The organism is Flavisolibacter ginsenosidimutans, from assembly GCF_007970805.1.
Taxonomy (GTDB): domain Bacteria; phylum Bacteroidota; class Bacteroidia; order Chitinophagales; family Chitinophagaceae; genus Flavisolibacter; species Flavisolibacter ginsenosidimutans.
The window spans coordinates 2382723-2394986 of the sequence record NZ_CP042433.1 but is presented as its reverse complement, the minus strand read 5'-3'; the positions used below and the strand labels follow the sequence as shown (position 1 = coordinate 2394986).

Here is a 12264-nt window from a genome sequence, read left to right as displayed (position 1 = left end):
GATCAGAAATTAAAAATTGCTTTTCACCATTCATTTTGAAGCAATGAAAAAAGAGCTCTACAGAAAATCAATCATCTACCGAAAGAAGATATTGAAGTACATCTTTAACGCCAACGCAGGCCACACCGGCGGCAGTTTGTCTTGCATTGATGTACTGAACGTGCTTTACAACCACGTACTGAACGTAAGCCCTGGGAATTTTTCATCGCCCGACCGCGATCGCTACATTCAAAGCAAAGGCCATTCGGTAGAAGCCTTGTTTGTGGTGCTAGCCGATAAAGGATTCTTTCCCGAATCTGACTTGGAAACCTTGTGCAAATACGGTTCGCATTACATCGGCCATCCGACCCGGAAGGTAAAAGGTGTGGAGCAAAACACGGGTGCGCTTGGACACGGTTTGCCCATCAGCGTGGGCACGGCTATCGCGGCCAAATTGGATAAAAAAGATTACCGCGTGTTTACTCTTTTGGGCGACGGTGAATTGCCCGAGGGTTCTAATTGGGAAGCGGCGCTTACAGCTTCACAATACAAGCTCGATAACCTTTGCGCCATCATTGATAGCAACGGTTTGCAAATTACAGGACCTACATCGGAAGTCTGCAACACCGAGCCCATAGACGCAAAGTTTGAAAGCTTTGGATGGGCGGTGCGGCACGTTGACGGCCACGATTTGACTGCGCTTATGCAAACGTTTGATGCGATGCCTTTTACCGAAGGCAAGCCCAATCTTGTGATTGCGCATACCGTAAAAGGCAAGGGCGTGAGCTACATGGAAAACGCCCTGAAATGGCATCACGGCGTTCCAACCGAACAACAATATGAAGATGCGTTGAACGAATTGGACAACGCCATGGTAACCGTACCGGATGATTTTTAAAACAGCCGTTAACACAGCAAATGAGCACGACAGAAACAACCATAGAAAATAAAAAAGGGACCGCAAAAGCAAACCTGGAAGTGTTCTCCGCTACGCTTCAGGCGTTGGCAGAAAACGATCGCGGCGTTCTCGTTGTCACAAGCGATTCGCGGGGTTCGGGCAAGCTCGTTCCCTTTGGGCAAAAGTTTCCGGCGCAACACATTGAGGTTGGCATTGCCGAGCAAAATCTTGTTGGCGTAGCGGCCGGACTGGCATCAACGGGTAAGAAAGTATTCGCCGTTTCGCCGGCTTGTTTTTTAACGGCAAGGGCGTTGGAGCAAATCAAAAACGACGTGGCTTATTCCGATAACCCGGTGAAGCTGATTGGCATTAGTGCGGGTGTGAGTTACGGCGCACTTGGCTCTACACATCACAGCCTGCACGACTTTGCGGTTTTGCGTGCCATCAACAACATCACCGTAGTAGCGCCGGCCGATAATTTTGAAACCGAGCAAGCCATTAAAAAAGCAGCCGCTACGACTGCGCCTTTCTATTTGCGCTTTGGCAAGAAGAACATGCCTTTGCTGAAAGAAGCGGATGAAAGCGATTTTGAATTTGGCAAAGGCAGAGTCATCATCGAAGGAGATGACATCACGTTCATTGCAACGGGTGAAACGGTTTATCCCGCAAAGCTGGCCGCGGAAAAGTTGAAAAATGATTTCGGCATTTCTGCAACGGTCATCAGCATGCACACAATAAAGCCGCTCGATTGCGATTTGTTGAAAAGGATTGCGGCTTCGGGCAAACCAATTCTTACAATAGAAGAGCACAGCGTTTACGGCGGCTTGGGTGAAGCTTGTGCTTCATTTCTGTTGCAGCAAGGTTATCGCAACCGTTTTAAAATTATGGGCATCCCGGATGAATACACCGTCACGGGTTCGCAGGCGGAAATTTTTAACCATTATGGTTTATCGGAAAGCGGGATAGCGCAGGAGGCTTTAACGCTGTTGAAGGAATAATTTAAACACGAATTGAAAAATCTGAGTGATGTAAACATCTCAATATCCCAATCTCTCAACCACGATGCTGTATGAATAAAAAATTTTTCTTCAAACGAATTTCAGTCTTGCTTTTGCTGCCTGTGCTCTTTTGCCTGCAGGCCTGCAAGAACAATTCATCTGCCGGCAAGCCAAAAAAAATGGCGGTGATTGTTTCTACCCTCAACAATCCCTGGTTTGTTTTTCTTGCCGAAAAGGCTTCGGCGAAAGCCAAAGAACTGGGCTATGAAACAAAAATTTTCGATTCGCAAAACAACACCGCTTTAGAAACCGATCATTTTGAAAACGCCATTGCTTCGGGTTACGGCGCCATCTTGTTTAATCCAACCGATGCCGAAGGTTCGGTGGTGAACGTGCAAAAAGCAAAGGCTGCCGGCGTTCCTGTTTTTTGCATGGACCGCGAAGTGAATTCAACCGAAGCGGCAACATCACAAATTTTGTCTGATAGTTATTCGGGCTGCGTGGCCCTGGGAAAATATTTTGTCGAGACGATGAACAAAAAAGGCAAGTACGTGGAGTTACTTGGCCTTGTTGGCGACAACAACACCTGGAACCGTTCCAAAGGCTTTCACAGCGTGGTGGACAATTATCCCGGCCTTGTGATGGTGGCGCAGCAAAGCGCAGATTTTGACCGCAACAAAGGCATGGAAGTGCTGGAATCCATTCTGCAGGCGCACCCCGATATCGACGCCGTTTTTTGCGGCAATGATGCGATGGCGATGGGCGCTTACCAGGCACTGTTAGCTGCCGGTAAAGCCGATAAAGTAAAAGTCTTTGGCTTCGACGGCGCACCCGAAGTGGTGGAGTCAATCAAGGCCGGAAAGATTGTGGCCACGGCCATGCAGTTTCCCGAAGTGATGGCCAATACTGCTGCTATTGACGCTGATGAATACTTGAAAGGCAGCCGCGATTTTCCGAAGAAAATGCCCGTCGCCGTTGAACTGGTGAACAAGGAAGACGTGAACGATTACGTGGCTTACGGCAAAAAAAATTAAGGATGAAGAAGAGCCTTAAATACATCATAACGGTTGCCGTCATTCTTATTGTTGCGTACAACTCGGTTTATTTTAAAAAGCTGAGCGAAGTAAAGGCCGCAGCCAGCAGCAAGCAATTTGACGCTGTGGCTTACGCACAAAATTATTTAGTAAAAAAACTGCCGGTTGCTTTGAATAAAGCAATGGAAGTAAACGAGCTTACGGGGTTGTTGCAATCAAATCCGAAGGAAGCCTTTGATAAATATTCGCATGCGCTGGGCATCGGCAACATCCGTTTCTTTTTGGTTAAAGGCCGCGGCGAAATCACAAAGATTGAAGACGATGCAACCTTTGTTTTGGTGAAAAAAGACAGCGCAAGCCAGGTGATTAAAATTGCCACCGAATACGTTTTTGGCAACGCCATTCGTGATGCGTCGGGACTGATAAACATCAATGAATTCAACAACACGATGGACTTCAACAATGTTTCGGCCGAGATCAATAAAATTATTCGAAGAGATGTGCTACCGCCGTTTAAAGCCGGTGCAAAAAAAGGCGACAGGGTGGAGTTCACCGGTGCCGTAGAATTAAACCAAGTGCATTTGAAGTTGGACAACATTGAAGTGGTGCCGATAAGTTTGAAGATTGTGAATCGTTAATCACGGATGCAATGGATTTGTACAGATCATTTTATTTGTGAGCATTGGTTTAATCCACGTCATTCGTGTTCTATTGTTCAATAGCGATAGGAACGCACAAGAGTGCGACGCAACGAAAGCCAAATGGATGAATGAACTTCTGGTTAAAAAATAACAAGCCGATAAATAAAAATTGAAACGCGGTTCAAAAGAACTACAAACCACAAACATCTTTTGTTAACGGTCGAAAACATAACCAAGAAATTTTCAGGCGTCACGGCGTTGGAGAACGTGTGCATGAACCTGCATCCCGGAAATGTAAACGCCATCCTTGGCGAAAACGGCGCAGGCAAATCAACGCTGATGAAAATTCTTAGCGGCGTGTACGCCGATTACGAAGGGAGCATTTTTTACAAGGGAGAACGGGTAGCTTTTTCCAATCCCAAAGAAGCGCAGGAACGCGGCATCGCCATCATTCACCAGGAACTAAATCTCATACCTCACTTAACCATTGCTGAAAATATTTTTCTGGGCAGAGAGATCATCAACCGTTGGGGCTTTTTGAACAAGACAGAAATGCGCCGGCAAACAGAAACGCTCCTGAACAAACTGAAGTTGTACGTTGATGCCGATACCTTGGTTGCCGATTTGAAAGTAGGGCAGCAACAAGTGGTGGAAATTGCCAAAGCCCTGTTGGTGAAATCGGAAGTGATCATCATGGACGAACCCACATCGGCCATCAGCGAAAAAGAAGTGGACGTCTTGTTCGACATCATTCGCGAACTGAAAGCCGAAGGCAAAACCATTGTTTACATTTCGCACAAGCTGGACGAGCTTTTTAAAATTGCCGACCGCTTTGTTGTGCTGCGCGACGGCCGTTCGATTGAAGCCGGTGAAATGAAAGGCATGAGCCAGGATGCACTGATTCGAAAAATGGTGGGGCGTGAACTAAAGCTCATTCGCCAAAAAGAAGAACAACGCAAACAAACGACGCCGATACTTACAGCCGAAAATGTCTCCTTAAAACACGCCGAAAGGAAAGGCGAAAACGTTTTAAACAATATTTCTTTCACTGTTGCCAAAGGCGAAATCCTTGGTGTGTTTGGATTGATGGGAGCGGGGCGCACTGAGTTGCTGGAAACCTTGTTTGGCCTGCATCCAAAACGATCAAGCGGTAACGTTTACATCGAAGGAAAAGGAGTTCAAATTGCTTCGCCTTCCGATGCCATCAAAGCCGGTCTGGCCCTGGTTCCCGAAGACCGCAAAAAAGACGGACTGGTGCTGGGCATGGACGTTCGAAAGAACATCAGCCTTACTACGCTTCAACAAGTTGAGAACGCAGGCCTGTTGAACCAAAGCAAAGAAGCCGCTCTTGCGGAGAAATACATCCGCGAATTGCAGATCAAAACATCATCCGACAAACAGGCCGCAAAAAATTTAAGCGGCGGCAATCAACAAAAAATTGTGCTGGCAAAATGGCTTGCCACCAGGCCAAAAGTTTTGTTGCTCGACGAACCGACAAGAGGCATTGACATTAATGCGAAGAATGAAATTTATAAATTTATCTTGAGCCTGGCCGATGCCGGTTTGGGCATTGTTGTCGTGTCGTCGGAGTTGCCGGAGATATTGGCCGTCTCGGACCGCATTCTTGTTTTGGCCGAAGGTGTTTTAACCGCCGAAATTCCCGTTCGGCAGGCAACAGAAGACAGCATTTTAAAAGCCGCCATTCCGAAAACAATCTAACGCATGGAAGCCGTCATCAACATGGAAAAGCAAAGCGCCGTAAAAAAATACAGCCGTTCACTGATAAAGTTTCAATCACTGATTGCGCTGTTCCTGTTGTGCCTTGCCATCAGTTTGTTGTCCGATAAATTTTTAACGGCTACCAACGCCTGGAACGTGATGCGGCAAATCTCCGTGAACGTCTGCATCTCGGTAGGAATGACGTTGGTGGTGTTAACGGCAGGCATTGATTTGTCGGTGGGTTCGGTGCTGGCTTTGTGCGGCGCCGTCACGGCCGGCTTGCTGAAGAACGGCATCGAACTTCCGGCCAATAATTTGTTCATCGGTTTTACTTTATTGGGAGCCATCGTTGCGGGTTTATTAATTGGCGCTTTGCTCGGCGTGTTTAACGGATGGACGATCACAAAATTCAAGGTGCCGCCTTTTGTGGCCACGTTGGCCATGCTCACCATTGCAAGAGGACTTACGATGTTGTGGACGGGCGGTTATCCCATTTCAAGTCTCGGTGAAAATTTTGCATCCATCGGCACCGGTTGGTTGTTAGGTATTCCCGTGCCGGTTTGGCTTTCGGGAATCGTTGTTGTAATTGCCGTTGTGCTGACAAAAAAAACAAGGCTGGGACGATACATTTATGCGATTGGTGGCAACGAAAGTGCGGCCAAACTTTCGGGCATCAACGTCAATAAAATCAAGATTGCGGTTTACACCATCGCCGGTACGCTGGCGGCGGTTGGCGGCATCATCGTTACATCGCGTTTGGATTCGGCGCAGCCCAACGCCGGCGTTACCTACGAGTTGGATGCGATTGCGGCGGTGGTCATTGGCGGCACATCGCTTTCGGGTGGCAGGGGAAGCATTTTGGGAACGGTACTGGGCGCTGTAATCATTGGTGTGTTGAACAACGGTTTGGTGCTTTTGAACGTGTCGCCTTTCTGGCAGCAAGTGGTGAAAGGCGCGGTGATATTGCTGGCGGTGATTATTGACAAAGCCAATGCAAAGAGTGAATAAAGGCAGAAGGATAAACAGGCATTAAAACGGTTGACATTCCGCTTCACTCATCATTCATAATTTTTTGCGTGAACAACTCATACATACTCGCTATCGATCAAGGCACCAGCAGCACAAAAACCATCGTTTTTGATGCGGAAGGAAAAGCTGCGGCGCGGGCTTCGGAGCCGCTAAAAACTTTTTTCAAAGACGATGGTTTTGTCGAACAAGACCCGGAAGACATTTATCAAAACGTGTTGGCCTCGGTTGAAAAATGTTTGAGCGAGTTTGAAGCGAAGCGTTTCAGCATTGATGACATTAAAGCTTGCGGCCTTTCCAATCAACGTGAAACCTTTGTGCTTTGGGACGAAGCCGGGAAACCTTTGCACAACGCCGTTGTGTGGCAATGCAAGCGTTCCGTTTCTGTTTGCGAACGATTGAAAAAAGAAGGCTTGCAATCGCTCCTTCAATCCAAAACCGGTTTGCTGATTGATCCTTATTTCTCCGGCAGCAAAGTCGTTTGGTTGTATGAAAACAACGCGGTAGTTAAACAGGCCATTGATGATGGAAAGGCTTATTTCGGAACAGTGGATAGCTGGCTTTTGTTCAAACTCACAGGAGGTAAAAATTATTTGACCGATTATACCAACGCTTCAAGGACTTTGTTTTTTAATCTTAATGACTTAGCATGGGACAAAGAATTGTTAGATGGATTCGGTCTCTCTAATTTGAATCTTCCGAAGCCTCAACCTTCTTCCTCGTCTTTTGGATACACTGATTTTAACGGCTTGTTGAATCAACCCGTTGCGATCACAGCAATGATTGGTGATTCGCATTCGGCGGCTTTTGGCGAAGGCTGTTTTACTGCCGGTACGGCCAAAGCCACGCTGGGCACGGGTTGTTCAATTTTAATGAACACAGGAGCTGAGCCAAAGGCTTCGGACAGCGGTATGGTGACAACCGTTTGCTGGAGCACCGAAGACCGTGTGGATTATGCACTGGAAGGTGTGATTGTAAGTTGTGGCGCTACCGTTGAATGGTTAAAAAACGATTTAGGTCTATTTGCCGACAGCAGGCAAACGGAAAAAATGGCGAATGAGGTTGCCGACAACAACGGTGTTTACCTCGTGCCGGCTTTCAGCGGGCTTGGTGCGCCGCATTGGGACATGAAACGAAAAGCTTCGATCTCAGGATTAACCTTTGGCTGCAATAAAAATCACATCGTTCGTGCGGCACTGGAATCCATTCCTTATCAAATTAAAGACGTGCTGACAGCGATGGAAGCCGATGCGGATATTGAACTGCAACAACTAATGGTTGACGGCGGTATTACGTCCAACAGCTTTGTGCTGCGGTTTTTAGCCGACTTGTTGGGAAAGACTGTTGCACGCATTGGCATGCCCGATGTTTCGGCCTTAGGTGCGGCCTACTTAGCCGGATTGAAAGCCGGTGTTTACAAAGATTTAGAGCACTTAAAAACGCTGAACAGCGATAAGGTTTTTGTTCAACCAAACGACAACGAAAAAATAAAAGAGTGGTACGCAGGCTGGCAAAAAACTATTGGCAGCTATTCGCAACAGGAAAGTGCTTTACAGGGCTGTTGAGATTCATCGGGAGGTACAAGACCGTGAAATGCAAAAAGCGGCTGACCCGATGAGTAATTGGAACAAGGATGAAACCAGAAAAAAGAAAACAAAATTGATGCAGGCAGTAACGATATATTTTCCAAAAAAACTAGTTGTTGGCAGCGGGACGTTATACCAACTAAAGGATGAAGTGCTGCAAGCGACTGCGAAGAAAGTTTTGTTCGTGACCATTGAGCCGTTGCTGCCGCAATTGGAAGCGATTGTGCGGGAATTGAAAGCCGCTTCAATTGATGTTCAGCTTGACACAAGCATTGTGCAGGAACCATACTTCAGCGATTTTGAAAAGCTGATGCAAAACGTTTCTTTGTTTAATCCCGATGTGGTTATTGGCATTGGTGGCGGTAGTGTGTTGGACGTTGCCAAACTGGTAGCGGCACAACTGGAAAATAAACAAAGCTTGCGTGATTACGTCGGCATTGGTTTGTTGAAAGGCCGCAAAAAAACATTGATCTGCATTCCCACTACATCAGGTACGGGCAGCGAAGCTTCACCCAATGCAATTTTGGTGGACGATAGCGACGGGCAAAAGAAAGGAATCATTTCTCCATTTCTCGTTCCCGATGTTGTGATTCTCGATCCCTTGCTCACACTTTCTGTTCCGCCATCTATCACCGCTGCAACAGGCATTGACGCACTCACGCATTGCCTTGAAGCATATACCAACAAGTTTGCGCATCCGCTTATTGACCTTTACGCATTCAAAGGCATGCAACTTATTGCCGCCAATATTGTACAAGCTGTTCAAAACGGAAACGACGAGAAAGCAAGGACAGAAGTTGCACTCGGAAGTTTTTACGGCGGCGTGTGTTTGGGGCCTGTAAACACAGCGGCCGTCCACGCACTTTCCTATCCACTCGGTAGTTTATATCATTTGCCGCACGGGCTTTCCAATGCCTTGCTCTTGCCTTACGTGATGGAATTTAATTTGCAAGCTTCGCCTTCCCGTTACGCCGACGTTGCTGTGGCTTTGGGATGCGAAAGAGCAAACGACGATGCAACAATGGCGGGGAAAGGAGTTGAAAAAGTAAAAGCGTTGATTCAACAATGTGGACTGCCGTTGCGTCTGCGCGAAGTAGGCGTGAAAGAAGAAACAATACCGCAAATGGCTGCCGACGCCATGAAGATTCAACGCTTGTTGAAGAACAATCCGCGTGAGGTATCGGAAGAGGATGCGGTAAACATTTTCAAAGCAGCTTTTTAATGAAGAAAGAAAAAAAATACAGTGGCGTGGTGATTCCGGCCGTGACGCCTTTCAACGATAAATCTGAATTGGACATTGCTGCCGTTGAACGCATGTTTGACAACTTTCGGAAAAACAACGTAAGCCCTTTTGTTCTTGGAACGACTGGCGAGGCTTCTTCGGTTCCAACTTCCATGAAGCAGGAATTTTTTACGGCAGCGGAACGACTGAAACAAAGCGGCGATGTTTTGTACGCCGGCATTTCATCCAATGTTTTTGAAGAATCGGTGGAACTGGCGAAACAGGCTTTTGACAACGGCGTTGATGTTGTTGTGGCGACCTTGCCCTCTTATTATGCTTTAACCAGCGACGCCATGCTTCGCTACTTTAACGAACTGGCCGATGCCGTTAACGGCCCGTTGATGATTTACAACATTCCCGTCACCACACACATGTCCATTCCGTTGGAGGTGATTGAAAAATTAAGCCGGCATCAGAACATCGTTGGATTAAAAGACTCGGAGCGCAATGAAGAAAGACTGAACGAAGCGTTGCTACAATGGAAAGACCGCGATGATTTCAGCTATTTTTTGGGTTGGGCGGCAAGGTCGGCGCATTCCCTTTTGAAGGGCGGCGATGGATTGGTGCCAAGTACCGGAAACTTTCATCCCGGCCTTTACAGAGATTTATTTGAAGCTGCCAAAAATGGAAATGAAGAGAAGGCCCTCTCTCTTCAAAAACTGTCAGATACGCTTGGGAATCTTTACCAGCAGGGACGAACGCTTGGCGAATCCTTGTGGGCACTAAAAGTGGTCATGAAAGAATTGAACCTTTGCGAACCTTTTGTGCTTCCGCCGCTTTATCCGCAACCGGACGAAGAAGAAAAACGATTGCAAGCTGCTTTTCACGAAATCATTACAAACAAAGAAATTATTTTGAATGAACGATAAACCCATTGTCGCCATTACCATGGGCGATCCGGCGAGCATCGGTCCGGAGATTGCCGTGAAAGCTTTGCTCGATAAAAAAGTTACGGCCATCTGCAAGCCTTTGCTCATCGGCGATGCCGGCGTCTTTGAACAAATTATTTCGCTTCTTAAACTGGATGCAAAAGTCCGCCCAATAACAAAGGTTGGCGATGCAAAGTTTGAATACGGAACAATTGACGTTTATGATTTAAAAAACGTTGATGTTGACAAACTGAAGTTTGGCGAAATCTCCGCAATGGCCGGACATGCGTCTTTTGAAGCAGTAAAGAAAGCAATAGAACTTGCCATGCAAGGCGAAGTGGATGCAACGGTCACAGGACCGATCAACAAAAAATCCATCAACGAAGCCGGTCATCATTTCGCCGGCCATACCGAGATTTATGCGCACTTCACGGCCACAAAAAAATACGCAATGTTATTGGTGGAAGATGCACTAAAAGTCATTCACGTTTCCACGCACGTTTCGCTGCGGCAGGCCTGCGATCTTGTAAAGAAAGACCGCATTCTTGAAGTGGTTGACCTGCTGCACAACGGCATGAAGCAATTGGGCGAAACCAATTTAAAGATTGGCATCGCTGGTTTAAATCCGCATGCTGGCGATAATGGCTTGTTTGGAACGGAAGATGATTTGGAAATCAAGCCGGCAGTAGAAGAAGCAAAGCGCCGTGGTTATGATGTGGAAGGACCTGTTCCGCCTGATACCTTGTTTGCAAAAGCCGCAACCGGTGCTTACGGAGGCGTGGTGGCCATGTACCACGACCAGGGACACATTCCGTTTAAATTAAACGGCTTTAAATGGAATGCGGCGAAAGGACAGATGGACAGCGTGAAAGGTGTGAACATCACAATGGGATTGCCCATTATTCGCACATCGGTTGATCACGGCACCGCGTTTGAAATTGCGGGCAAAGGAATCGCAAGTGCGGATGCAATGGTGCTAGCCATTGAATCCGCGGTTCAATTAAGCAAGAACAGAAGCAGATGATTGTCGTGATTGCCGACGATATAACGGGTGCGGCTGAGTTGGGTGGCATTGGTTTGCGCTACGGACTGCGTGTCCGCATTGCATCGGACGTTGAGATAACAAGTGAGGTTGATTTGCTTGTAATTTATACCAACGCAAGATCAATGAAAAAAGAAGAAGCCGTTGCGCTCATGCAGCATCTCACACGCAAGGCAAAGGCGTTGCATCCTTCGCTCTTTTATAAAAAAACCGATTCCGTTTTGCGCGGTCACGTGCTTTCTGAAATGCAGGCGCAAATGCGTGTGTTGGGTATAGAAAAGGGTTTGCTTGTACCGGTGAATCCATTGCTGGGAAGAACAGTCAAAGACGGTCATTATTACCTTAACGAGCAGTTGATACACGAAACAAGTTTTTCGACCGATCCCGAATTCCCGATTCGTAGTTCACGCATTGAAGACATGCTTGGCGAAACAAATATTCCGGTGAACGTGATTGCACAAGGCGAGGCTTTGCCGGAGGGCATTGCGGTGGGTGAAGCGCAAACAATGGACGATGTAAAGCATTGGGCGCAGCAAAAAGAAGAGAACGTGTTTTACGCAGGCGGGGCTTCCTTCTTTGACGCATTGCTGCACACGATGCACGAACCGGTAAGCCTACGGGAAGAAAAGCGGCTTGAACTTGCTACGCCGTTGTTGTTCGTCAGCGGCACAACTTTTCAAAAGAACAGGAAAAAGATTCACTGCCTTTCGTCGCTTGTTTGCTACATGCCGGATGCGGTTTATAAACAGTCTTTACCATCAGCGAATGAATACGATGCGTGGTGCAGTGAAATTGTTTTTCGGTTGAAAAAGACCGGCAAGGCTATCGTGGCAATTGAGGAGCGGGACGAAAAGGCGGAGGCGGCTGATTTGCGTGAAAAGATGAGCGAAGTAGTGAGGCTCGTCTTTCAACAAACACCGGTTCACGAGTTGTTGATTGAAGGCGGTTCAACGGCTTTTGGTGTGATTCAAAAACTGGGCTTGCAATCTTTCACACCAACGGAAGAATTGGCGCAAGGCGTGGTGCGAATGAAGGCGAACGACAAAGACAATTTGCACTTGACCATTAAGCCCGGTAGCTACGAGTGGCCGGCGGAATGGAACTTTTAAAAACAAACGATAAACAATACCGGCTGTCATAACGGTTAACCCAGTTCTCACATTGGCTTAATTGATTTTGGCCCGTTGGTT

11 protein-coding genes are annotated in these 12264 nt (G+C 47.2%); all 11 read left to right on the top strand.

Features of this window, described 5'->3' with window-relative positions:
* Positions 1–43: 43 nt before the first annotated feature.
* The 11 genes from FSB75_RS09825 (at position 44) to FSB75_RS09775 (ending at position 12183) form a co-directional block, all read left to right on the top strand.
* On the top strand, positions 44–877 hold the full coding sequence (locus FSB75_RS09825; protein ID WP_146786346.1) for a transketolase: 834 nt from the start codon (positions 44–46) through the stop codon (positions 875–877).
* Positions 878–897: 20 nt separating this feature from the next.
* Positions 898–1875, top strand: coding sequence for a transketolase family protein (locus tag FSB75_RS09820; RefSeq protein WP_146786343.1), 978 nt, complete (start codon positions 898–900; stop codon positions 1873–1875).
* A 71-nt stretch (positions 1876–1946) separates the two neighbouring features.
* Positions 1947–2909, top strand: a complete 963-nt coding sequence (locus FSB75_RS09815; protein ID WP_146786340.1) for a D-ribose ABC transporter substrate-binding protein — start codon at positions 1947–1949, stop codon at positions 2907–2909.
* A gap of 2 nt (positions 2910–2911) precedes the next feature.
* Positions 2912–3547 (top strand): DUF2291 domain-containing protein, encoded by a 636-nt coding sequence (locus FSB75_RS09810; RefSeq protein ID WP_146786337.1) that lies wholly within the window; start codon positions 2912–2914, stop codon positions 3545–3547.
* A gap of 213 nt (positions 3548–3760) precedes the next feature.
* Positions 3761–5269 carry a sugar ABC transporter ATP-binding protein gene (locus tag FSB75_RS09805; protein WP_146786334.1) on the top strand — a complete coding sequence of 503 codons (1509 nt, stop codon included), beginning with the start codon at positions 3761–3763 and terminating at the stop codon, positions 5267–5269.
* A 3-nt stretch (positions 5270–5272) separates the two neighbouring features.
* Positions 5273–6277 (top strand): ABC transporter permease, encoded by a 1005-nt coding sequence (locus FSB75_RS09800; protein WP_227990893.1) that lies wholly within the window; start codon positions 5273–5275, stop codon positions 6275–6277.
* Positions 6278–6345: 68 nt separating this feature from the next.
* Positions 6346–7860: an FGGY family carbohydrate kinase gene (locus FSB75_RS09795; protein ID WP_146786331.1), complete on the top strand. Its 1515-nt coding sequence runs from the start codon at positions 6346–6348 to the stop codon at positions 7858–7860.
* A 28-nt stretch (positions 7861–7888) separates the two neighbouring features.
* Positions 7889–9103 (top strand): iron-containing alcohol dehydrogenase, encoded by a 1215-nt coding sequence (locus FSB75_RS09790; RefSeq protein ID WP_227990892.1) that lies wholly within the window; start codon positions 7889–7891, stop codon positions 9101–9103.
* Positions 9103–10032, top strand: a complete 930-nt coding sequence (locus tag FSB75_RS09785) for a dihydrodipicolinate synthase family protein (protein ID WP_146786327.1) — start codon at positions 9103–9105, stop codon at positions 10030–10032. Before FSB75_RS09790 ends, FSB75_RS09785 begins: the two co-directional genes overlap by 1 nt.
* A complete protein-coding gene (pdxA, locus tag FSB75_RS09780; protein ID WP_146786324.1) occupies positions 10022–11056 on the top strand; it encodes a 4-hydroxythreonine-4-phosphate dehydrogenase PdxA in 1035 nt (344 codons plus the stop codon). The genes FSB75_RS09785 and pdxA overlap by 11 nt, the downstream gene beginning before the upstream one ends.
* Positions 11053–12183 carry a four-carbon acid sugar kinase family protein gene (locus tag FSB75_RS09775; RefSeq protein WP_146786320.1) on the top strand — a complete coding sequence of 377 codons (1131 nt, stop codon included), beginning with the start codon at positions 11053–11055 and terminating at the stop codon, positions 12181–12183. The genes pdxA and FSB75_RS09775 overlap by 4 nt, the downstream gene beginning before the upstream one ends.
* Positions 12184–12264: the final 81 nt, after the last annotated feature.